Consider the following 21,359-nt stretch of genomic DNA (forward strand, 5'->3'; position numbering starts at 1 on the left):
TTTTGGCAGCGGCAAATTCCGAGCGCTTCTCGTAGCCCGTTCTGCGTATGCTTGAATCTCGGAGAATATCAGCCTAAGGCAATCAGTTCCCTGTCGATTGCGCGCCGGAAGAACTCGGACTTGCTGATGCCGCACCGCTTCGATACCGCCTCTACCGCCTCGATGCGCGAACACGGTATCCGAAACGACACGGTTTCCATTTCCTCGTCAAACAGCTTCGGCCGGCCCAAAGTCACCTTGCCGCAACCCTCCCAGGAACCGTTCTCGTATTCTTCCGCCATCTTGTCGAAATCCGCATCGGTGAGGATGGTTCCATCTGCAGTTTTAAACTCCATAGCTCTACCTCCCCATCCCAAGCTCTCCAAGCGTTCTTGCCGAAGGCGGCGTCATCGCATGGTATATCAGCCAATGCCCATTCACGCCCCGTACGGCAACCATTTCCAGAAGCCGCCCGTTGCCGTCGAAACCGACTGCAACATACTCGTCGCGGTCTTTCTGCAGCCTCGGGCTCGAAGCGATAACTCCCTTCCACGCAGCAAGCACATCGTCTTCGCTCAGCTCCGGATGGCGCAAGCAAACTCTAGGATGAACGCCAGTCGAAGCCACCGGGACTCCTTTCTGCGACTATTGTATTGCAAAACCCGTGAACGCCCAAGCAACATTTGGGTACATCGACCGACACCCCAGCTCTACAGGAGCATCTCCTCGTAGACCAGGCCCTTTTCCTGTTCCAGGTAGTCGAAGAATTCGGCACAGGTGAGCACGGGAATGCGCGAGCGCTCGAAGTCCTTCCCGTTGCGCGTGATGATGACGTCGGGCTTCACCTGAAGCGCGCACTGATACAGGCACGCGTCTTCGAAGTCGTCCCACGACGACCGCAATGCAGCATCAATCACGTCTTCGCCCATCAGCCCAACGTGGGCGAACTTCCTCACCGTGGCAAGCCTGCTTCTTCTCCGCCAAACGCCCGGTTCGCCCCGAGGCGGGCGCATTGCAGCATCTAGACACAGCAATGCCTGGGTGCTACCGACAAGACAAGCGGCGAAGAAGCACCCATCCTACTAGCACCGCGCCTCCACCAACGATCAGGGCTGCACCAGCGGCAACGGTAACGTCCACACCCCCCGAAATCACTAAAGCACTACGATACGCCATACCGTAATCACCTAGTAGCCACGGAGAAGGATAATAGGTCGAAAAGACTGTATAAAGAAGAACGACGGAAAACGCCGGGATACGCTCGATCACCAGGGATAGTAACATGCACGTCATGCTTAGAGCCGTTATCCAAAGCGTCGCTATTGCCGCAAGCCCGCAAACCCATCCGAAGTCTACCTGATACACAGCAGAATCTTCTGGCAGGCTCGTCCCACCTGCACTTAACAACAAAGCGTCTTGCGGGACAACTCCCGTAGCCGGCAGCCCAAAAGAGGCACCGCAAAACAAAGCGATAACCACTGTGCACAGCAGCGCATAGCACCCGTATAGACATGTAAGAATCGCCGCCGCCATACAGCTAGAGGCAAACCGAAGGGATCGACTACCTGCTAGAGCGTCAATAGACGACGCCCGCCCTCCCAAAGAGCACCCTGCTCCGCTAATTACAGCAAACACAGGAAGCACGGTCAGCAGAATCCACCCCATAGGAAGAGTAAATGCTCTGTATAAAGAAGGCGCAAAAGGAAACCCGCCACCCACCAGCGACAACAGAGTAGCAGCCTCGGAACGATGCACCCCAACCCCGCCCGTAGGGGCTCCCGCCGAGAGCACTAACCCAAACCCATCAGGCCCTAAGCAAAACGCTATGGGATAAACCAGCGCAATTAGCCAGACCCATCGCGCGTCGATAATAGTCCGAAAGACCTGATATTTCACAAGAGCCGAAAAGCGCTTCAGACGGAACATGTGTCGATTGCTTCCCATTCGCCAGGCGCACCCGAGGGTCGCCCTCTCATCACTTCCTCATAGCCAATCAATCGTCCCTTATCCATGGTCAACACGCAGTCCTGCACAAGCTCGAGCTCATACTTATCATGAGTAGCAACTATAATCGTGACCCCCCGCGCTCTCTCCTGATCGAGAATTTCGCAGGTTTGGGCTATACCAGAAGCATCTAATGCATTGAAAGGCTCATCTAAAAGCAACAGACCCGGCTTCTCCATGATGGCGCAGGCTATACCTAAGCGCTGCTTCATGCCAAGCGAATACTGAGAGAAACGGCGGCGATCATCCGGGTCCAACCCACAGCGCATCAACGACTCTCGAATCTCCTCACCGCCGATGCGACCACGAATCGAAGCCAGCAACTCTAGGTTACGAAAGCCAGTAAGCGTCCCAATAAACGCTGGCTCCTCAATGAGTAGACCCATATCTTGCGGAAATTCTACGTCTTTGCCCACCTGCAAGCCATCAACGGTCACAAAACCAGAAGTTGGAAGAATCAAACCGGCAATGGCCCTCAGCAACATTGTCTTGCCCGATCCGTTCTGACCTCGAATAGCGTAAACACGTCCCGCCGAGAACAAACAACTCACGTCGTCGAGCACGATCCGTTTTCTCATAACTTTCCGAAAGGCAGAAACCTCTACTAATGCCATATTCTAGCTCTCCCTCCGATAAAGCCACGAACCCCCGAAAGTACACCCGAAGGAAACCAACAACGCAAACACAGGGTTGGCAAAATACCCATCCAGGAAGAAATGAACCCCGAACCCGCATACCTGTGCCAAACAAATCAACTTAGAGCAAAGAAGAAACACTCCCAAGACGACAGCGAGCGAAATGGCAAACCTCTTCGTAAGCGCAAAGACACCTGCAAAAAGCACTCCCTCCATTGCAACCGCGAAAAAGCAATTCGCCCACGCTAGCGACACAGAAAGCATCATGAGCGTCCATTGGCGCCTAGCGAGCAACCAACCCAAGCCAGCTTCTTCTCCTAGTCCGAACTGACGAAGCAAAGTAGTTCCCACCTTGTTCCCACTAGGTGCACCAAAACACTGCACAGCCAGCAAGAATACATAAAGGAACGAGACCACCACGGCTACGACGCCAAACAGATAGAGCATTTTTGCCAGCGACTCTCCGTCGCCCATGCGAGTCCTCCATGGGTACATCTCATCGCTCTTGCAAACCTCGTACACCACGACAATGGCCAGGGGGCCTGCGACAAGCTCAGGCAACGAAAACGAGGTGATAGCATTCGAGGAAAACACTAAAATATAGTCCGCTGCGGTGAAACGCATGCCTGTCGCCTCCCCCACGGCCCTTATCATAATAAGCCCCAGGGCAATGGACACAGCCATCCCTACCACTAAGCTAACCAGCATACCGGGTCGTGACTCTGCCTGATACAGCAATGATTTAATCCAGCTACATCTGAGAGCACCCTTACCGCGACCCCGATCCGGTTCGGGTAGTGCTGCGGACCCTCCGCGTCTAGATTCCCACATCGTCGCTTCTCCAAACCCAGGCAATCCCCATCCCCACCGCGAGAGCCAGCAGCAACAGCGTCACGCATATATCGCTGAAGGAGGTATACATAAACGGCTGATCGGGGCGCATAAAAGACATGGGGGAAAATCCAGCCGTGTAGTTCCGGCCAAACAGATAGTTCAAAATGACACATATAAAAAAGGACGAGCACACCAACAGAGGGCGATTTGACAGCATCTTGGAGAGAGCCAAAGGAAGACAAGCCAACAAGCCACACGTCGTTGCAATCAGCGCCATATAGCGCAGGTTGTACACTAGGGGGTCTGCATAGTACAAATCGTGCCAGAGCGACTCATTGAAAATAGGAAAAAGGCCAGATGCGACGCTTGGCTGAACAAGCGGCAGAAACATGCAGGTTAGGTAAAAATCTAACACCAGAGGAACACATGCCACTATGACACCCATCGAAAACACGATCAGAACCTTTGCCCCATAGTATGCTGCTCGAGAGCTGCGTATCGTCACTTGATTTGCCCAACCCGTCTTTTTGTCTAGGTAAAGAGTATCGGAATAGGGAACGCACACAAGCAAGGGCAGAAAGAAAAAGAAGATCGTGGGAAACACCGTGCCAAACCACCCTCCAAGCCAGCGGTTATATACAGAGAGCGGGTACCCCCACTGCAATATGTACATTGCCTGTTCCGTAGCTTCTGGAACTACAAACAGAACAATGTGACAAACAACGAAGATCACTCCGATAATCATCGTCGCTAGGAAGCGTCCGGAGGAAAAAGCACGTCGAGACTCAAGAGCCAGCACCCTTATGAAACCCATCAGTTCACCTCGATCACGATTTCAGTAGGATAGTCCAGCATGACCAACTCGAATGGCAAATCTCGGGCTTGCCTGCTTGCAACGTTATCAAGCACGTTAGAGGGAATATCGTACACAAGTACATATGATTTAGACTCGCCAGGCAATACACTGATTGTTGCCCCGGCTTCCAAATCGTTGAAATAGAAAATGTTGCTGGGACTATAGATGGACTTCCATACACCCGATTTCAGGTATATAGGAGGCAACGACACCTCTTCAGATGACTCGTTCTTCAGAAGAAGGTCAACCATGAGATACTGGGCACGATTCGACTCTCTATCCACAGAGCCGAGGGGAACCCATCCATCATGCAGTTCCATCAACTCACGCTCCCCGTAAAACCGAGGATTGCTAATTTCAATGCTTACCCCTTGGGGGAGAACTTTTTTGTCCGGTTTGATACCCGAAAGATCAACAGACTCGCCCAGTTGAAAAGTCCGCCGCTCAGTTTCTGCGATAGATCCTTCAGACCTCGAGGTTTCCTCCCGCCCTTCTGTTTGCCTCTGAACCACAAGGTCACGAACCTCCTTGTTCACCTGCTGAACCCTGGCGAAGGAGAGCCCCGCGGCCAATACTAACATCACCGCACAACACAATACGATGGCGCGACGCCCTCCTCGCCCGATCATACTGGCCTCCTAAAATGAGACGTTCTTTCCCTTAGACGCTATCGGGGCTCCACAGACCCGCCGTATACATCGTACCGTTGTAGCTGTCGTTCCGAAATTGCAGCTGACAATAGGCTGTAACATTTGTTTGGGGCCTGTTCTCCCAAATATAGTTTGTCAAGTATTGCGTTGATCCTCGTCCTACAGGAATCCAAGCGCTCCAAGCATATGCAACGCCTTTCTGGACGCCAATAGCTCGAACAGTAGGTATACCTGCCGTACAGGTGTCGCAATGCACGTACACGGATGTTGCATCGTACTTTGCCCGCTGCTCCGTGTAGGCGCTCTGGTTATACGAGAGGTTGAAAGCATACGGGGTGTCGGCGCTGTTTCCCGCAAACGCCAACACCGTCGGACACAGGGCAGCAGCAAAAGCAGCGCATAGACCTACAGAAAAGACTTTCTGTAAAAACTTTCTCATGGCGACAATCCTTTCATTCAAAGGAGTATATACGCCGGCGCATGGAAAGGGTAGCACGACCATGCCCGACGAGGCCGCCTTCTCGAACACACTTTTTTCTCCTGGCGTGAAGAAAAAATGATACCTTATTACTTTAATCAGATATTACTCTTCTCTTCATAACTCATGCCTTTGACTAAGCAACGTCTCCAACACTTCGAGACACGCAATTCTTTCTTCGCCTCTCTTTCGCACCACATAGAGAGGAAATGAGAGTCGCTCATCTAGCTCAACGAGCCCTAGGTCGCGACTGGTCGCATCTCTATTACCCACAAGCAAGATACCGTTTCTAACGCAAAAGTCATTGTTACTCTCTGTCTGCAATCCAAGGCGAAAAAACTTCGCATGCAGCCCTACCGCTTGAAATCGTTGCTCGACGTGGTCCTGAACCGAGGGATTACACAGCCCCGCCAAAGGATAGCAACACACGTCCGCCAGTGTGACGCCGCTTCTTCCAACCAAAGGATGGTCAGGCACCGCCACAGCATACAAGGGACAGTGCGACAAGACATGATAGACGAGATTCCCTGCGCACATGACTGAAGGCGTCACAGCCAAATCTACCGCACCCCTTTCAAGAGCACTTAAGCACGCCTCATCAGGATAAGAATAAATTCGAACTCCCAGACAAGGGGCAGTTGATAGCATTTTCTCCCTTGTCGTCTCCAGCCAACTGCCCAGACCTGAAACATTGCTTGTTGCCGCAACACGCACCGTTTCCGCGTAGCCGTTTTCCCTCGACGTCTGGCGTTTCGACCCAACACCGCCCTGGGAAGCCAGGTCAAACCTCCCATAGGCTGTAATAACATCATCGATCAGAGGCATTAACTCCAATGCGTACTTCGTGGGCAACAGTTTTCCTCTACGATTTAGTAATAGGGGTCGGCCGACATATCGCTGCAGAGAGTCTACTGCCTTTTTCACTGCTTGTGGAGTAACTCGCTCCCTGTTGGCAGCTTTCGCATATCCCCCCATCTCTATAACCGCCTTAAAGTATGCCAGGTGGTTGGGATTAATCACGCTACCTCCCTACAGATCCGTCTTCGCGTCGAAAGCGGTGGGGATGGTAAGGCCCGCTCGCTTCGTAGCCCTTTCTGCGCCTAATCGAATCTCGGAGAATATTAGCCTAAGGCAATCAGTTCCCTGTCGATTGCGCGCCGGAAGAACTCGGACTTACTGATACCGCACCGCTTCGATACCGCCTCTACCGCCTCAATTCGAGAACACGGTATTCGAAACGACACGGTTTCCATTTCCTCGTCAAACAGCTTCGGCCGGCCCAAAGTCACCTTGCCGCAACCCTCCCAGGAACCGTTCTCGTATTCTTCCGCCATCTTGTCGAAATCCGCATCGGTGAGGATGGTTCCATCTGCAGTTTTAAACTCCATAGCTCTACCTCCCCATCCCAAGCTCTCCAAGCGTTCTTGCCGAAGGCGGCGTCATCGCATGGTATATCAGCCAATGCCCATTCACGCCCCGTACGGCAACCATTTCCAGAAGCCGCCCGTTGCCGTCGAAACCGACTGCAACATACTCGTCGCGGTCTTTCTGCAGCCTCGGGCTCGAAGCGATAACTCCCTTCCACGCAGCAAGCACATCGTCTTCGCTCAGCTCCGGATGGCGCAAGCAAACTCTAGGATGAACGCCAGTCGAAGCCACCGGGACTCCTTTCCGCGACTATTGTATTGCAAAAATCGCAAACACCCAAGCAACATTTGGGTACACCAGTCATCACCCCAGCTCTACAGAAGCAGCTCCTCGTAGACCAGGCCCTTTTCCTGTTCCAGGTAGTCGAAGAATTCGGCACAGGTGAGCACGGGAATGCGCGAGCGCTCGAAATCCTTCCCGTTACGCGTAACGATGACGTCGGGCTTCACCTGAAGCGCGCACTGGTACAAGCACGCATCTTCGAAATCATCCCACGGCGACCGCAACGCAGCATCGATTACGTCCTCGCCCATCAGCCCCACGTGGACGAACTTCCTCACCGTGGCAAGCCTGCTTTTCGCCTCTGCAGCCAAACGAGACTTCCCCCCGTCGGTGAGCAGGTAAAACAGATCTGTAAGTTGAGTCGGGCAAAGCCAGAGCTCTACCTCGTTGATCGCACCCAGGATGAGGAGCTTGCGCGCATCCGCCGCGAACGGCTGCCGGTCCGCCATGCAGTCGAGCACGATGTTTGTGTCGACAAAAACTCTCATACCAGCGCCTTTCGCCCGTCCCCCAACCTCACGCGCTTAACATCCTTGAGAGACAGACCGGCGAAACGGCTCGGTTCCGACATGCGAAGGCTATCGACCAGAGCAGCAGCCTCCGCAAGCTCCTCAGCCGTATGACGACCAGCCGCCCCGCGCCCCTCGAACGGAAGCGCGCGGTTCTCGATCACGTAGTCGTACAGCCGATTCACCACCTGCGAGGCATTCGTGCCCAGCTCCTCGAATACGCGATTGCCCGCCTGCTTCTTCTCCGCCGTCATGCGCGCTGTAACCATAGCTTCCGCCATAAGCAGCTCCCTCATATATGTTGTACGTTGTACAATATCATGAGGAAGCAACTCCGTCAAGCGCCCAGCATGCCTCGAAACGACCGCACTGCAGCACCTAGGTGCTCACTTCTTCTTTCGGTTGCCCTGTGCGACATACAACAACACGCAGCACGCCACGGCCGTGCTCTACAGGTCGGCCTTCACGTCGAAGGTGGCGGGGGTGGTGAGGTCCACCCGCAGCTCGCGCAGGACGGGGCCTTCCTCGCGCTGCTCGCGCAGAGCGTAGGCGATAGCCACCTCCATGTTCGGGAATGCCGAGGCCAGAAGCGACAGGTTGCCGGGATGAAGCGTGAGCGCGTCGTTTTCCGGGTCGTCCTGGAAGGGGATGCGCAGGGTGGTCAGCAACTGACGCACCGGAGCGCGGTCGGCGCCGAACACTTTCGCCGTCTTCAGGAAGTGGTCCTGGGGCGACAGCGCGTACAGCGGGTACTGCCTCGCGTAAGGCGTGTTGGCCAGGTACACTTCGCCGGTATGCTTGTTCTCCATGGAGCAGTAGTGCACACCCAGCCTCAGGTCGCGCTGGGCGGCGAAGGCGAGCAGCTCCAAACACGCCTGCTCGCTACCCTGCACCGGCAGACCGCCAGCGTAAGCGTAGTCGTAGAGCACGCGGTAGGGCGAGGGCTTCAGCAGGTAGCCGCGGCGGGCGAACTCGTCGGCGTTGAAGAAGGGGTAGCCCAGCTCCAGCAAGTTGATGCCGCGCGCCCCGATGGCGTCCAGGCGCACCAGCAGCGCCTTCATGAGTTCCAGCTGGTCGGGCAGCACCGGCATCTCCACCATGACGTCGGGGATGTAGCGGGTGGCCAGCGCCATCTGAGCCAGCGTCTCCTCGATGGCCGGAGGGAACATGGGCGCGCAGGGGCTTGGGCCATTCGCGGCATCGGGGGATCCCGCAGCGCTTGCACCCTCGCCGGCTGCTTCGCCCTGAGGGGCGCTACCCGTCGCCGGCACATCGCCCTCCGCTTCCGCTTCCGCGCTCGGCCATGGCACGTCCTCGGTCTTTACGGAGAAGCGAATCTCGTTCAGCCCGGCGTCCCGCAGTGCCTCAAGCGTCGGCTCGTCGACACCGAATCCGCTGGTGTACAGGCGCGTGTGCACGTTGGGGTACAGCTCGCGGGCGCGTTTGAAGAAGGCGACGGCCTGGTCCTTGTGCAGCAGCGGTTCGCCGCCCGTAAGCGCGAGGTGAGTGTAGCGCACGCCCTGGCTATGACGCTCTTCCAGCTGGCCCACCACGTCGTGGAGCACGCCATCGCGCCCGTCGAAATTCGCCTGGTTGGGGTTGAAGCAGAAGAAGCAGCGCTTCGGGCAACGCGTCGAGGTGATGAACGTCTCGGTACCGATCCCCACATTGCACGCCGCGCACGCCGACGAACGCCAGCCGCGCAGCAGGCTCTTCCCGTCATTGAGGATTTCGACGCTACTATTTATATAACTACGTAGTTTATTAGGCAATGGAGAGACAGCGTCGCGCTCGCTCATGAACTGGGGACTTTCGGCCTCACGCGTGTTGGCCGCCACAACTTCGCTAGCCGACTCGCCGCCTATCGCTTCCGGCACCCGCTCGGCACGAAGCTCCTCGTCACCGTCTGCCGCGTCACCCTCTGTCGCGTCGAGCGCAGCCATGCCGTCCGGCGCGTTGCCACCAGCGACGGGTTCCGCAAACGGCAGCCCCAACCCCGCTACGCTTTCCGCGAAAGAGCGTTCGATGTCCACATAACATTCCGCATACGCGCGCAGCGACGGGTTCTGCACCTCGTCCAGCACGCCAGCCATAATCTTTCGAATCATAAGCCCTGCTCCTCGCCCTCGCTGGCCACCTCACCGGTTTCCTCCGAAACCGTCACAGCAACGGAATCAACACTTGCGTAAGGCCTGGCTGCGACGCACCGCAGTATCTCCTCGATCGAGCGCTCGATGGATGCTAGCCGCTCGGAAGAATCGCCGGCGTTTTGATCGGCGCTCTGCAGGCCAAGGCGGAGAAAATGCAGGAACGCTTCGGTCCTGGTCACTCCGGCTTCCTGGGCGTATTCCGAAACCAGCTCCACCTCGCGGCGAGGCAAGCGCATGGTAACGGGAAGCCTTGTCTCCGCACAGCCAGCCATGGCCCGTCCTTTCGTATCGCAAATGCATCGCAAATTGTATCACGTTTGCAATACGATTGCAGCCGCACGCCCACCGCCTCCCGAAAACAACCCAAGCCAAGCTTCCGGCAAAGCACGCACCTTGGGCCGCCAACGCCAACATGCAGAAGCAGCACAAACAGCAAAATCGTACATAGCGAACGTGTTCGTACACTTTTTCGTGCGAACATGCCTGATATGCACGATTTGACGAAACCCAGCCACGTGTGTAAACTTATACATAACATATGTTATGTATAAGTTTTCTTCACTGGAGATTCCAAATGAACTTCCGCGTCGCCGAGGACATAGAGCTCGTCAAGCATCTCCGCGGATGCACCGTCCAGGAGCTAGCCGACTCTTGCGGCACTACGCCTATGAGCTTTAGCCGATGGGCCCGCGGGGCAGTGCAACCCTCCCACGAGCTGCTCGATTCTTTCTACAACGACGCCTTTAACCGCGGGATTCACCTTAACCAGATTAAAACCCAGCTCTACGAAGAAGATCTTCCCCCAGGCAAACTGCTACTCTTCCATGGGTCGAAAAGCGGAATCGACGGGCCGCTCAAGGCAGATGCCTCGCGACTCAACAACGACTTCGGACAAGGGTTTTACTGCGGAGAGCGCCTCGACCAGGCTGCGATGTTCGTCCACGGATTCCCGCGCTCTTGCCTCTACATGCTGAGCGCCTCCACGGCCGGCCTGAAAGGGATCCGCTTTACGGTCGACCAGGACTGGATGCTCTCGATCGCCCTGTTCCGCGGCCGACTGAACGCATATGCCGACCATCCTCGCCTACTTGAGCTAAAGGCCAGGGTGCTCTGCGCCGACTTCGTGGTAGCCCCTATCGCAGACAACCGCATGTACGAGGTCATTGACAGCTTTATCGACGGCGAGCTCACAGACGAGCAATGCCGCCATTGCCTTTCCGCCACCAACCTGGGGAGCCAGTATGTTCTGCGAACCCAGCGCTCAATCGAGAGAACAAGCCTCCTCGAATGCTGCTTTCTCTGCTCCGCCGAGAAAAGGCATTACGGTGCCCTTCGAATCGAATCGTCCCGATCGGGGCCGAACAAAGCCAAGGCGGCAAGAAGGCTGTATCGCGGCGTCGGACAATACATAGAGGAGGTGCTGGCGTGATTGCCCTTCCTCGCGAACCCGACATCGCCGCCTGCAGATTCCAGGCAGACGTGTTCGAGAAATCGGCGTCGGTATGCACCTGCAGCTCGGCAGTTTTTGTGCGCCGGTTCATGAAATCGAACCTTGCGAAGGACATGGACACCGACCCGTTGTCGTTCGGCGTCTCCACCCCCGAAGCAGCTCTTAGGCTCATCGAGGAGGAATACGGGACCAGCTCGTACGGTTCCGTCAGATACAGCGAGGAAGTCCTTCGCTGGATGGGCTACCTCTTCCGCTATTGGGCAAGCGCCTACGGGGAATCGAGTCGGAATATTTACCGGATTGTCGGCGCGCGCGAACTGTGCGGCCTTTTCGAGGCATATCACTGCCTCGACCCCGATCAAGCAATCGAAAGAATCCTGGAATCGAAGGGCCTCAATCCCCAGCTGAACATTATCGATAAGGGGGTTAAGGAGCTACGGCGCATTCGCAACCAGGGGAAATACGAGTACTACATCATAGAACTACCCGAACTCATACAATTGAGCACCGAAGGTAGCGAAGGGGACGCCGCTGAAAGCGCCAGCGAGACGACGCCGGGTCCGAAATAGTCCCCGACCCAAAATCCCGCACAACCGTCCACTTGCGCAGCGTTTCGTGATCAAGGGGCCGGTTGTGCGGTGCATATCCGTTCACTTCGGCATTAGGCGCATGCGGCGGAAAGCCACCGCTTGTCGCTCTCGACAAACTGCTCCATGGCCTGGCCCAGCGCGAAGTAGATGCGGCTGGCGTCGTGCGCGTCCAACGACGCCACCACCGAGCCGAGCCACGCGCCCAGGTGCTCGTCGGCAAAGGCCTTCTGCACGCGCAGGCCCGCCGCAAAAGCGTCGTCACCGGTGCCCGCAGGCGTGTCCACAGCCGGCTCGCCAGCACATGCATCATCGCCAGCCTGGGCCGCCTCCCACGAGCGCTGAGCCAGGGCGGCCATGAAATCCAGCATGAGCGGCAGGTAGTCCTCGGGGAAGTTGCCCTCGGCATCGGAGGCCAGCCCGGCTTCGCGCAGATAGCGGCGCATATCGATGGTGGTCTCACCGAAGATGGTGTTCATCTGGCCGGCGTACACGGACTCGTACAGCTTCACCGACTTGTCGCCGGGCACCAGGAACAGCTGGTTGAACGCCTTGTGCGCCGCGGCCACGAAGTCCGGCTCGGCCGCCCGACGAGCCCGCAGCTCCTCCACGGCCGCAACCAGCAGCGACACGTCGTAGCCGCCCTCGGTCAGCACCACGGCTGCGTCCAGCGCATCGTCGCTCAGCAACGCGTCCATCACCTCGTCGGTAGGCTCAGCGGAAAGCACCACGTGGAACAGCTTGTAGGCATAGAACCGAGCCACCAAAAGCTCTGCATCGCATTCGGAAAACCCCATAGCCAACGTCCTCTCTAAAAAGAAGGGCCGAAAGCGCTTGATGCGCGCCTTCGGCCCAAAGCCTTGCAATCAACTGCGCAGCGCTAGCTTACCACGCAACCTCAACCGGCGTGCCGGACTGGGCGGCCGGCTTCACCTTGATGACCAGCGACGGCTTGGTCATGTCGGCGCCGGGGTGCACCGTGGTCTCGCTCACCAGGTCGGAACCGTGAGCCTTCTTCAGCTCGTCGATGTCGCCGAACTCCAGTGCACGGTTCGGGCACCCGGCCACGCAGGCAGGCTGGCCGCCGGCCTCGCGGATGGCGTAGCACGAGTCGCACTTGCGGGCGATCTTCGCAGCCTCGTCGTACACCGGCACCTGATACGGGCAGGAGTTCACGCAGGTCTTGCAGCCGATGCACACATCATCGTCGTGCAGCACCACGCCGGAGGCATCCTTGTACATAGCGCCGGTGGGGCAGTTCGCCACGCACGCCGGCTCCTCGCAATGGTTGCAGCTGAACGTGCAGGAGAACGCCTGCACCTCGGGAAACGTTCCCACCGAGAACGTGTGCGCGTTGCGGAACGCCATGTTGCCGCTCAGACGGTTCTTGTCCTTGCAGGCCACCTCGCACGCACGGCAGCCCGTGCAGCGGGTCATATCAACGTAGAAACCCATAGCCATGTCATATCCCCCTTCACCTATGCGACAGGCATGCCGTCGGCCGCGCGCTGAGGCACGTCGCAGTCCTCAGGAATAGCGGCGCCGGAATACTTCTCGATGTTGCAGACGTAGTTGTTGTAGCCCGAAACACCCATGCCGCCGTACTCGTTACCCAGCAGGTAGTTGTCGGAGCCGGCCTGGTCGATGCCGGTCTTCTCGTCGACATCCACCCACGCGCCATGGGGCACGCCCACAACGCCGGGCACGAGGATGTCCATGAGCGCAGCCTTGCGCAGGCCCTGGCCGGCAGGCGTGGTGATGAGCACGGTGTCGCCCTCGGCAATGCCCTTCTCCTTCGCGTCGGAGGCGTTCAGGAACACCGGGTTGCCCCAGGTCTCACGCAGCCACGGGCAGTTGTCGAACACGGAGTGCGAACGGCGCAGGTAGTGCGGGTTGTACATGAGGTACGGATACTCGCTCTTCTTGCCGCCGACCTTGCCATCCTCGAAGGTGGACTCGTAGCCCACGCAGGGCACCACGTAGGTGGGATAAGGCTTGTACTGGTCGATTCCAGGGTACTCGAACGACTTCATCAGGTTGTAGCGGGCCTGGCAGTAGATCTCCAGCTTGCCCGAAGCACTCGAGCGCGGATTGGCCTCGGGGTCCTCGACGAACTTCTGGTAGCCGATGTGGCCCAGGCCGTCGTCCTTAGTGCGCTTGAACTGGTAGCCACCATTGGACACGAAGTCCTTGATGGAGATCTTGCCCTCCTGGGCCTCGCCTTCCACTTCCCATTCCTTGATGTCGGCGTCGGTGATGGTCACCAGGGGAACCATTTCGCCGCCGTCCATCACCTTGCTGCTGGCGATCTTGTTGAAGAAGGCCTGCTTCTCGGAGGCGCCGTAGGCCAGCGCCGGGTCGATGCCCATGGCCTCCAGCAGCAGCGTGCTGATCTCCTGGTCGGTCTTGGCCTCGCCCAGGGGCTTGGTAACCTGCGAGTAGCAGTACACGAACTCGCGATTGCAGGTGGTCACGTCGCCGACGCGCTCCCATTCGGTGGTCACCGGCAGCACGATGTCAGAGTACAGCGCATTGGTGGTCATGAACTGGGCGCGGGTGAGCACGAAGTCAACAGCGCGATGGGCCTCGATGCCGGCCTTCTGGTGCAGCGAGGTCTGCAGCGTGGCGTCGGTTACATGGAATATGCCCTTGATGGGGCCCAGCGTGGTGGGGACGGGCTCGTGGAACGCGCCGTAGCTGTTCGCTACGTCCAGAAGCTCGCCGCCGCCGTTCAGAATGAGGTCGTACAGCTGCGGCTGGCGCACGCCGGTAGACACCGGGTTTTGGGTCTTGGGGTTCGGCGACGAACCGCCCGCCACCAGGTTGGCGCCGTAATTGCCGGCGTTGGCATGGTAGTTGCCGCCCGTAGCGTGGCCGGACTTGCCCATGTGGCCGCCCATGGCACCCAGGGCCATCAGCATCTGGGGGATCATCTCGGCGCCGTTGCAGCGCACCATGCCGTAGTTGTGCAGCAGCATGGTCTTGTTGTTCTTGCCCAGGATGCGCGCGAAGGCGGTCACCTGCTCGGGCTTCACACCGCAGATGGGCTCGGCCCATTCGGGGGTCTTCGGGGTGTCGTCGTAAACGCCCAGGACGTAGTCCTTCAGGTTCTCGTCCAGCTCGGCGTCTTCGGGCATGGACTCGGCGTCGAAGCCCACGGTGTACTTATGCAGGAAGTCCCAGTCGATGATGTCGCCCTCTTCCTCGTCCAGGCGCAGCATCTCGTAAGCGGTAGCCAGCATAAAGGCCATGTCGGTGCCGTTGCGAACCGGAATCCAGTCGGCGTCCAGCATCTGGGCCGAAGCATTGAACAGCGGGTCGACGGTCACGAACTTCGTGCCAGACTCCTTGGCCTGGATGAAGTAGTAGGTGGGCGTGCCGGCGGCCGACCAGGTGGGGTTCGAAGAGTACATGATGATGTAGTCGGCGTTGGGCAGGTCGAAGCGGTCATTGGCCTCGCCGCAGTCCACACCGGGCAGGCCGATCATGTCGCAGCCCAGAGTGTAGGTGCCGTGGGAGGTGGTGTCCCAACCGCGCACGCAGCCGCACATGAGGTTGATGGCGGCGTCGGGAGACTTGCAGTAGAAGCCGGTGGGGCCCAGCTCGTCGCTGATGCGCTTAATCTCTTCGACAGCCAAGCTGATGGCCTCATCCCAGCTGATGCGCTCCCACTCGTCCTTGCCGCGCATAGCGCCGTTGGAGTTCTCGCCGCCGCCGGGCTGCCAGCCCTTGCGCTTCAGCGGGTACAGCAGACGGTCGGCGCCGAAGCACTGCTGCTGCTGGGCCTTGCCGCGCACGCAGCCGCGCTGCTGCGGATACTCGGGGCTATCCTCGTGGGAGTCGTCGGTCTTCTGGCGAACGACCACGCCGTCTTTCACCATGACCTTGTTCACGCAGCGGCCGCCGCAGTTGTGCCAGCACGCCGCGGGCACCCAGGTGCCGCCGGCCTCGTTGTTCGTGGGCTTAGGATGCTCGACGTCGGCCACCGCGTTGGTGGGCTCTTCGGGCGTCTCGGGCTCGGGCTTCGGGTTCTCCTTCACGCTGGTGCCGTTGCTGCACCCCAGCGCGCTCAGAGCCGCAGCCGACGCAGCCAGAGCGCCGCCGGCCTTCATGAAGGTGCGGCGACTCAGCGACCCTTGCGTGGCGGAATCGGTCTTACGTTCCATCTTTCCCCCTTCTACTGCACTTCGGATACGCCCCCCGAGGGCTTCCTCGCAGCCTTGGCGGTGTGATGTCCGCAAAACTCGCGGCTCTACACCGCTTCGACCCCCTCTCAGGGCCTATCCCCCTGTGGAGCCACGTACGGCTCCCCTTGAGGTGACATACTATAGCGATTCACTAATTCAGTCAATCCCTCTGTTTAAGGATGTGCATTGCTGTGCAAAGCGACGCACATTGCACAATCACGAGCATCTCCCGCCCTGCCTCATCAAAGAACTGATTGGGCGGGAGATGTCGGCAATAGATCAGAACACCAATGTTTGGCTATCATGGTTTGTTGTCTAACTTCTGCTCTGTGACCTGCTGCTTTCGCAAAAGCCATAGCAAGAATCGCTGTTTTAGTCGCAAAAGTTATAGCCGAAAACGCTACTTTAGCCGCAAAAGTCGTAGTCATAATTGCCCATTCGGGCGCAAAAGTCATGATTGAAGACGCAGGAACACAAGTATCTGCTGGGGAACCTCCACTTCCCTGCGAGCTGTTAGATGCGCTACGGAGCGAGGCAGGCGATAGGCACCACCAGCACGCCGTCCTCACGCTGGTAGGCATACTGGCCAAGCCCTTCCACGACCGCCGTGAACACAGGGGCGCCCGCTCCTGCAGTCTCCATTTTCGAGGCGAGACGCAGGAGATTCTTGGCTGCCTGATCAGCCTGGCTATGACCTAGCTTTATCTCGATTGCGGCCCAGCGACCGTCGTAGGACTCGACAATCGCATCAACTTCCAGATCGGCACCGTCGCGGTAGTAGAAGACTCGCGCCTCGTTCGCCTCTGCGTACACAAGCAAGTCGCGCATGCAAAGACATTCGAAGAGAAAGCCGAAGGCGTTAAGATCGCCTTGTAGCTTCTCCGGCGTCGCGCCGAGGACGGCCGCGGGTAGAGACGGATCGACGAAATGGAACTTCGGCCTGCGGTTTATACGTACCGAGGAGCGCAGGTTAGGCGACCAGCCGGGTATCTCCTCCACAACGAATATCCTTCGCAGCGCCTGCAGATAGTCCTCGACCGTCTCTTTGGAAAGGGCGTCCGCTCCCCCAGCAGCCGTCATGTCGCGAAGCATGGTCTTCGTAGCCGTGGCCTGCTCGGCGTTGCGCGCCAGCGAATGCAGAAGCCTGGATACCTTCTGCGGATCGCGGGCAACGTCGTCGACACGCGAGAGGTCGTCCTCGGACACCTCACGCACGTAGCTGCGAGCCAAACGCATGGCTCGACGCAGTTCCGTATGCTGAACCGCCGGCCATCCGCCCCGCATTACCCAGTCGCACAGGTCGTCGAGGGTAATCGACGGCGCGGTGCTGTCCGGAATGTTGCCTGCAAACAGGTCGCCCAAGGACACCGAGCCGTCAGACTTTCCTGACTCGAAAAGCGTCATCGGGCGCATGCGGACCTTCTCGATACGACCAACTCCGCTGTGAAACGGCCGCTCCTTTCGCGGAACCGCGGATCCGGTGAGCACGTAAGTGTCCCGCTTCCCGCTTCTGTCAACCATATTTCGTACCGCATCCCAAAGCGACGGAACCTCCTGCCATTCGTCGACGAGTCGGGGATGCGCCCCCTCGAGCGCACGCGTAGGGGAAAGACGAGCGAGCTCGCGGCTCTGGAACGCCCCCTCAGAATCCATCAGACAAATCTCGCTGTTGCAGAGACTACGGCCCGACCAAGTTTTGCCACAATATTTCGGTCCCTCGATGCATACGGCGCCGAAGTCCTCCACATCCTCGCTGATAAGCTTGTCCAGAATGCGAGGAACATACCCTTGATTGACTAACGCGCCTCGCGAAATTCCGTCTTCCATAGCTATATCCTGCCTGCTCATTCGAATGATTCTTCTTTTTTTCATCCAGTCTACTCTTCTTTTTTCATCCAGTCTACTCTTCTTTTTTCATCCATCCGCGACTCGGGCAGTTGTCTTCTTTAATACCATTCACCAGGCACTATGTTTGTCAGCGTCGCAAGGTGCAGGCACATCCGCTGTCGCGACATGATTTCCATGCGCTTCCCCGCCATACAGGACAGGAAGTAGCCGGGAAAGGACGCATACAAGCTATCAGCCCGCATCTCCGCACATGACGCACCGCCGAGAAGGCCCCTTTCGTCTGCAACCCATACCTCTTCGACTGGCCATGCTAGCTGTCATACACTACTATTAGCTGCAAATAGATGTTAATAGCGGTAAGGAGCCGCTTATGTCTTCCCATCTTGCCACCGCCCCCCTGTCCACCAAGGTTACTGACGACGAGAAGAGAGCTTTCGTGGAGCTGTGCCACGCCATCGGCACCTCTCCCAGCAACGCGTTGCGCATGTTCGTGACGGCGTTCAACCGCCGGCGCAGCTTCCCCTTCGTCGTGTCCAATCCCGAAGGATTCAATGCGGAAACCCTCCAGGCCATGGACGACGCCATCAACCACCGCAACCTGTTCTAAGCACCCCCCTTAGCGCCTGACGCCGAAGCAAGCGCCCGGTGAATCCCTTCCGCAAATCAGCGATTCACGCACCTTCCCCACCCCTTCCCCCCTGTGCCATAATGGAAACACCGAAAGCCGCGAGCCGCAGCTAGCGCCACGGGTAGCTTCCTGCACGGGAGCGAGGGGGCTGAGCGGTTCCGCAGCAGCGACGGGGGCTCAAGCCGAAGGCGCCTGGCGGAGCGAGGACAAGCGAAGCCTGCCCGAGCGCCGACCGCAGCTAACCCCACAGGCAGTGCCCTGCGGCGGGGCGAGGGGGCTGAGCGATTCCGCAGCAGCGACGGGTCGCAAGCCGAAGGCGCCTGGCGGAGCGAGGACAAGCGAAGCCCCCTCGCCCCGCCGCAGGGCACGGGCAAGCACGACAAGGCAACGCAAAGGGGCGCGCAGAACAGCAGGGGAATCGAGGGGCAAGGTGTACGGACCGCTCATCATAGCGTACCTGTTCTTCGGGGGCACCGCCGCCGGGGCGATGCTGGTCATGGCCTGGTGGAGCCTGCGCTTCTACCGCAAGGCCAACCGCCCCACCAGCCGCATGGCCCGCGCCTTCGCGGCGATGCAGCAGCGCGTCTACCCCATCGGCTTCGTGCTGCTGCTCGTATCCATGCTGTGTCTGCTGGGAGACATGAACTACCTGGAGCGCGCGTTCCTGGTGTTCACGCGCCCGCACCCCACCCCCATCACCTTCGGAGCCTACGCCCTGGCCGCAGAGATGGTTCTTGCAGCGGCCCTCAGCGTAGCCAACATCCTGCAGCCGCTCTTCTTCACGGGAAAGGTACGCCGCTTCCTGGAGATCCTTACGGTCCCCTGCTCCGTTTTGCTCATGGTGTACACCGGCGTCTATCTGTTTTCCATCATGGGCGTTCCGTTGTGGAACAATCCGTCCATCATCCCGCTATTCTTCTGCTCGTCTCTTTCTTCCGGAATCTCCGCAGTGCTGCTGGTCGACTACTTCGCCGATGGCAGCACGCTTTTGCTGCGCGCCGCCAAACCGCTGCAGAAAGCGCATATGACCTGCATCGCCGCCGAAGCGATCGTCACAATCGCCTACGGCGCGTCCCTGGCGCTCAACCCTGCGGCCGAAGCGTCCCTTAGCCTGCTGACAAGCCCGGGCATCGCTCCGGTACTGCTCATCGGGTTCGCCGGCTTCGGCATGGTGGTACCTTTCTGCATGGAGGGCTACACCCTTGCGCGCAAAGAGTGCCGAACCATTCCCGTCTCCGATTTCGTCTGCCTTGTGGGCGGATTCTGCTTGCGTTGGTGCGTTATCATGTGCGCAACCCATTAGCAGCAGCGCGGCCGGCGATCGCCCGAAGTTCGCCATGGCCACGCCGTCTCCTAGGTAGTCGGGTCGAGAGAAATCGGGAATCAGGCATTGCTTCGGCGACGTCGGAAAGCCAGGAAGCGGAAAGGACGCAGTGGCGAAGGAAGCGGACATACGGGGCATCTTCACGGTAGACGAGCTGTCTGACCTGCCTATTTGGGTGCAGCTGCGCAACCGTATCGCGTACCTCATCCGCATGGGGCACTTCGCCGCGGGCGAGCAGCTGCCCAGCGTCCGGTCCATGGCCGCCGCCGCCAAGATCAACTACAACACGGTGACGAAGGCCTACCGCGACCTGGAGCAAGGCGGGCTGATCATCAACGTGCGCGGGCGCGGCATGTTCGTATCGAAGGAGGCGACCGCCGAAGACAACGGCACTGACGCCGCCGACGCCATGGCTGAGGCCTGCCTGCGCCGTTACCGCCAAATCGGCATGAGCTACAAGGAAGCCGCCGAGCGCGTGAGCTCCATCGCGCAGGCCATGCAGAACCGCTCGACCGAAACCACCGACGAGAAGAGAGGCTACTGGGATGCTGGGCAAGAAGGGTAACGCAGGGACGAAGCGGGCCGAGCGCACGGATGTGCCGCACATCGAAGAGTACAACTCGCCGAAAACCAAGCACACCGACGACAACGCCGGGGTGGTGTTCTCCGCCTTCGTGTTCATCGTGGCCCTGGTCATCGTACTAGCAGCAGCCTACGGCCTGGGCTTCGGCATCACCATGTGGACCATCACCGCGGCCGTGGTCGTAGCAGTGCTGGCCATCACCACCATCCACATCGCCCAGCAGTGGGAGCAGGCGGTCATCCTGCGCCTGGGCGCCTACCACCGCACCGCCGGACCGGGCGTCTTCTGCACCATTCCCTTCATCGACCACATCGCCCTGCGCGCCGACCAGCGCGTCATGCTCACCGGCTTTTCCGCCGAGGAAACGCTCACGAGCGACCTGGTGCCGGTGAACGTGGACGCTGCGGTGTTCTGGATGGTCATCGACGCGGAAAAGGCCTGCTTGGAAGTGGAGGACTACTACGACTCCGTGACCATGGCCGCCCAAACCGCCCTGCGCGACGCCATCGGCCGCAAGTCCATCGCCGACGTGGCCATGCAGCGCGAGCCGCTGGACAAAGAACTGCGCGACATCATCGAGGACAAGACCAGCGCCTGGGGTGTGTCCATCCTGTTCGTGGAGATCCGCGACGTGGTCATCCCCAAGGAGCTGCAAAGCGACATGTCGGCCGAGGCGCGGGCCGAGCGCGAGAAGGACGCGCGCATCGTGCTGGCCGAGGTGGAGAAGGACATCGCCGCCATGATGCACGAGGCCGCCGACATCTACCGCGACGACGAGGTGGCGCTGCGCCTGCGTTCCATGCACTTGCTGAGCAGCGGCATGAAGGAGTCGAAGGGCACGCTGGTGGTCCCGAGCGCCTACACCGAAGGCTTCACCGAGGAAGCCGTCAGGAAAGCCGCCGAATAGCCCTCCCCCTCGCGCTCTGGACGCGACGGCGCAGACTCGC

General features: G+C 58.8%; 23 protein-coding genes. 6 read left to right on the forward strand and 17 right to left on the reverse strand.

Features of this window, described 5'->3' with window-relative positions; genetic code table 11:
* Positions 1-68 precede the first annotated feature (68 nt).
* The 13 genes from NFR41_RS04310 to NFR41_RS04365 all read right to left on the reverse strand — a co-directional run bounded on the left by NFR41_RS04310 (position 69) and on the right by NFR41_RS04365 (position 10,077).
* Entirely contained in the window at positions 69-335 is a 267-nt protein-coding gene (locus NFR41_RS04310; RefSeq protein ID WP_160213173.1) for a ribbon-helix-helix protein, CopG family, read from the reverse strand.
* A gap of 354 nt (positions 336-689) precedes the next feature.
* Positions 690-935, reverse strand: coding sequence for a PIN domain-containing protein (locus tag NFR41_RS04315; RefSeq protein WP_251230849.1), 246 nt, complete (start codon positions 933-935; stop codon positions 690-692).
* A gap of 957 nt (positions 936-1,892) precedes the next feature.
* Positions 1,893-2,597 (reverse strand): ATP-binding cassette domain-containing protein, encoded by a 705-nt coding sequence (locus NFR41_RS04320; RefSeq protein ID WP_251230850.1) that lies wholly within the window; start codon positions 2,595-2,597, stop codon positions 1,893-1,895.
* A gap of 3 nt (positions 2,598-2,600) precedes the next feature.
* Complete coding sequence (locus tag NFR41_RS04325; RefSeq protein WP_251230851.1) at positions 2,601-3,242, reverse strand: hypothetical protein; 642 nt, start codon at positions 3,240-3,242, stop codon at positions 2,601-2,603.
* 193 nt (positions 3,243-3,435) lie between these two features.
* Positions 3,436-4,266 carry a hypothetical protein gene (locus tag NFR41_RS04330; RefSeq protein WP_251230852.1) on the reverse strand — a complete coding sequence of 277 codons (831 nt, stop codon included), beginning with the start codon at positions 4,264-4,266 and terminating at the stop codon, positions 3,436-3,438.
* Positions 4,266-4,937, reverse strand: a complete 672-nt coding sequence (locus NFR41_RS04335; protein ID WP_251230853.1) for a DUF5028 domain-containing protein — start codon at positions 4,935-4,937, stop codon at positions 4,266-4,268. The genes NFR41_RS04330 and NFR41_RS04335 overlap by 1 nt, the downstream gene beginning before the upstream one ends.
* Positions 4,938-4,968: 31 nt before the next feature.
* Entirely contained in the window at positions 4,969-5,460 is a 492-nt protein-coding gene (locus NFR41_RS10615; protein WP_490393093.1) for a DUF2712 domain-containing protein, read from the reverse strand.
* A 93-nt stretch (positions 5,461-5,553) separates the two neighbouring features.
* The gene (locus NFR41_RS04340; RefSeq protein ID WP_251230854.1) at positions 5,554-6,456 is read right to left on the reverse strand and encodes a LysR family transcriptional regulator; all 903 of its coding nucleotides are present in this window, start codon (positions 6,454-6,456) and stop codon (positions 5,554-5,556) included.
* 101 nt (positions 6,457-6,557) lie between these two features.
* Entirely contained in the window at positions 6,558-6,824 is a 267-nt protein-coding gene (locus NFR41_RS04345; protein ID WP_160213173.1) for a ribbon-helix-helix protein, CopG family, read from the reverse strand.
* A 354-nt stretch (positions 6,825-7,178) separates the two neighbouring features.
* Positions 7,179-7,634, reverse strand: coding sequence for a PIN domain-containing protein (locus NFR41_RS04350; RefSeq protein WP_251230855.1), 456 nt, complete (start codon positions 7,632-7,634; stop codon positions 7,179-7,181).
* A complete protein-coding gene (locus tag NFR41_RS04355; RefSeq protein WP_251230856.1) occupies positions 7,631-7,936 on the reverse strand; it encodes a type II toxin-antitoxin system RelB/DinJ family antitoxin in 306 nt (101 codons plus the stop codon). Before NFR41_RS04355 ends, NFR41_RS04350 begins: the two co-directional genes overlap by 4 nt.
* Before the next feature lie 168 nt (positions 7,937-8,104).
* Positions 8,105-9,763: a radical SAM protein gene (locus tag NFR41_RS04360; protein WP_251230857.1), complete on the reverse strand. Its 1,659-nt coding sequence runs from the start codon at positions 9,761-9,763 to the stop codon at positions 8,105-8,107.
* Positions 9,760-10,077 (reverse strand): hypothetical protein, encoded by a 318-nt coding sequence (locus tag NFR41_RS04365; protein ID WP_251230858.1) that lies wholly within the window; start codon positions 10,075-10,077, stop codon positions 9,760-9,762. The genes NFR41_RS04360 and NFR41_RS04365 overlap by 4 nt, the downstream gene beginning before the upstream one ends.
* A gap of 302 nt (positions 10,078-10,379) precedes the next feature.
* Between NFR41_RS04365 and NFR41_RS04370 the strand changes: the two genes are divergently transcribed.
* Together NFR41_RS04370 and NFR41_RS04375 are read left to right on the forward strand one after the other, a co-directional pair.
* Positions 10,380-11,234 (forward strand): DUF3990 domain-containing protein, encoded by an 855-nt coding sequence (locus NFR41_RS04370; RefSeq protein ID WP_251230859.1) that lies wholly within the window; start codon positions 10,380-10,382, stop codon positions 11,232-11,234.
* Complete coding sequence (locus NFR41_RS04375; protein ID WP_251230860.1) at positions 11,231-11,824, forward strand: hypothetical protein; 594 nt, start codon at positions 11,231-11,233, stop codon at positions 11,822-11,824. The genes NFR41_RS04370 and NFR41_RS04375 overlap by 4 nt, the downstream gene beginning before the upstream one ends.
* A gap of 92 nt (positions 11,825-11,916) precedes the next feature.
* Here the strand turns inward: NFR41_RS04375 and NFR41_RS04380 are convergent, their stop codons facing one another.
* The 4 genes from NFR41_RS04380 to NFR41_RS04395 form a co-directional block, all read right to left on the reverse strand.
* Positions 11,917-12,639 (reverse strand): TorD/DmsD family molecular chaperone, encoded by a 723-nt coding sequence (locus tag NFR41_RS04380; RefSeq protein ID WP_251230861.1) that lies wholly within the window; start codon positions 12,637-12,639, stop codon positions 11,917-11,919.
* Between the two features lie 88 nt (positions 12,640-12,727).
* Entirely contained in the window at positions 12,728-13,303 is a 576-nt protein-coding gene (locus NFR41_RS04385; RefSeq protein ID WP_160213180.1) for a 4Fe-4S dicluster domain-containing protein, read from the reverse strand.
* A 17-nt stretch (positions 13,304-13,320) separates the two neighbouring features.
* Positions 13,321-16,008, reverse strand: a complete 2,688-nt coding sequence (locus tag NFR41_RS04390; protein ID WP_251230862.1) for a molybdopterin-dependent oxidoreductase — start codon at positions 16,006-16,008, stop codon at positions 13,321-13,323.
* A 543-nt stretch (positions 16,009-16,551) separates the two neighbouring features.
* The gene (locus NFR41_RS04395) at positions 16,552-17,856 is read right to left on the reverse strand and encodes an ATP-binding protein (protein WP_251230863.1); all 1,305 of its coding nucleotides are present in this window, start codon (positions 17,854-17,856) and stop codon (positions 16,552-16,554) included.
* Positions 17,857-18,247: 391 nt separating this feature from the next.
* Between NFR41_RS04395 and NFR41_RS04400 the strand changes: the two genes are divergently transcribed.
* The 4 genes from NFR41_RS04400 to NFR41_RS04415 all read left to right on the forward strand — a co-directional run bounded on the left by NFR41_RS04400 (position 18,248) and on the right by NFR41_RS04415 (position 21,319).
* Positions 18,248-18,484 (forward strand): type II toxin-antitoxin system RelB/DinJ family antitoxin, encoded by a 237-nt coding sequence (locus NFR41_RS04400; RefSeq protein ID WP_251230864.1) that lies wholly within the window; start codon positions 18,248-18,250, stop codon positions 18,482-18,484.
* A 451-nt stretch (positions 18,485-18,935) separates the two neighbouring features.
* A complete protein-coding gene (gene nrfD, locus NFR41_RS04405) occupies positions 18,936-19,808 on the forward strand; it encodes an NrfD/PsrC family molybdoenzyme membrane anchor subunit (RefSeq protein ID WP_251230865.1) in 873 nt (290 codons plus the stop codon).
* Positions 19,809-19,938: 130 nt separating this feature from the next.
* Complete coding sequence (locus NFR41_RS04410) at positions 19,939-20,394, forward strand: GntR family transcriptional regulator (RefSeq protein ID WP_251230866.1); 456 nt, start codon at positions 19,939-19,941, stop codon at positions 20,392-20,394.
* A complete protein-coding gene (locus NFR41_RS04415; RefSeq protein ID WP_160213185.1) occupies positions 20,375-21,319 on the forward strand; it encodes a slipin family protein in 945 nt (314 codons plus the stop codon). Before NFR41_RS04410 ends, NFR41_RS04415 begins: the two co-directional genes overlap by 20 nt.
* Positions 21,320-21,359 lie beyond the last annotated feature (40 nt).

Source organism: Adlercreutzia aquisgranensis, from assembly GCF_943193145.1.
GTDB classification, from domain to species: Bacteria; Actinomycetota; Coriobacteriia; order Coriobacteriales; family Eggerthellaceae; genus Xiamenia; species Xiamenia aquisgranensis.

Bases quoted from the DNA above. Each gene is read 5' to 3' on its own strand.
- NFR41_RS04320 (WP_251230850.1), bottom strand. From the start codon at position 2,597: ATGGCATTAGTAGAGGTTTCTGCCTTTCGGAAAGTTATGAGAAAACGG.
- NFR41_RS04310 (WP_160213173.1), bottom strand. From the start codon at position 335: ATGGAGTTTAAAACTGCAGATGGAACCATCCTCACCGATGCGGATTTC.
- NFR41_RS04390 (WP_251230862.1), bottom strand. From the start codon at position 16,008: ATGGAACGTAAGACCGATTCCGCCACGCAAGGGTCGCTGAGTCGCCGC.
- NFR41_RS04350 (WP_251230855.1), bottom strand. From the start codon at position 7,634: ATGAGAGTTTTTGTCGACACAAACATCGTGCTCGACTGCATGGCGGAC.
- NFR41_RS04400 (WP_251230864.1), top strand. From the start codon at position 18,248: ATGTCTTCCCATCTTGCCACCGCCCCCCTGTCCACCAAGGTTACTGAC.
- NFR41_RS04385 (WP_160213180.1), bottom strand. From the start codon at position 13,303: ATGGCTATGGGTTTCTACGTTGATATGACCCGCTGCACGGGCTGCCGT.
- NFR41_RS04355 (WP_251230856.1), bottom strand. From the start codon at position 7,936: ATGGCGGAAGCTATGGTTACAGCGCGCATGACGGCGGAGAAGAAGCAG.
- NFR41_RS04365 (WP_251230858.1), bottom strand. From the start codon at position 10,077: ATGGCTGGCTGTGCGGAGACAAGGCTTCCCGTTACCATGCGCTTGCCT.
- NFR41_RS04360 (WP_251230857.1), bottom strand. From the start codon at position 9,763: ATGATTCGAAAGATTATGGCTGGCGTGCTGGACGAGGTGCAGAACCCG.
- NFR41_RS04395 (WP_251230863.1), bottom strand. From the start codon at position 17,856: ATGGAAGACGGAATTTCGCGAGGCGCGTTAGTCAATCAAGGGTATGTT.
- NFR41_RS04415 (WP_160213185.1), top strand. From the start codon at position 20,375: ATGCTGGGCAAGAAGGGTAACGCAGGGACGAAGCGGGCCGAGCGCACG.
- NFR41_RS04380 (WP_251230861.1), bottom strand. From the start codon at position 12,639: ATGGGGTTTTCCGAATGCGATGCAGAGCTTTTGGTGGCTCGGTTCTAT.
- NFR41_RS04325 (WP_251230851.1), bottom strand. From the start codon at position 3,242: ATGCGTTTCACCGCAGCGGACTATATTTTAGTGTTTTCCTCGAATGCT.
- NFR41_RS04335 (WP_251230853.1), bottom strand. From the start codon at position 4,937: ATGATCGGGCGAGGAGGGCGTCGCGCCATCGTATTGTGTTGTGCGGTG.
- NFR41_RS04345 (WP_160213173.1), bottom strand. From the start codon at position 6,824: ATGGAGTTTAAAACTGCAGATGGAACCATCCTCACCGATGCGGATTTC.
- NFR41_RS04370 (WP_251230859.1), top strand. From the start codon at position 10,380: ATGAACTTCCGCGTCGCCGAGGACATAGAGCTCGTCAAGCATCTCCGC.
- NFR41_RS10615 (WP_490393093.1), bottom strand. From the start codon at position 5,460: ATGGTCGTGCTACCCTTTCCATGCGCCGGCGTATATACTCCTTTGAAT.
- NFR41_RS04330 (WP_251230852.1), bottom strand. From the start codon at position 4,266: ATGGGTTTCATAAGGGTGCTGGCTCTTGAGTCTCGACGTGCTTTTTCC.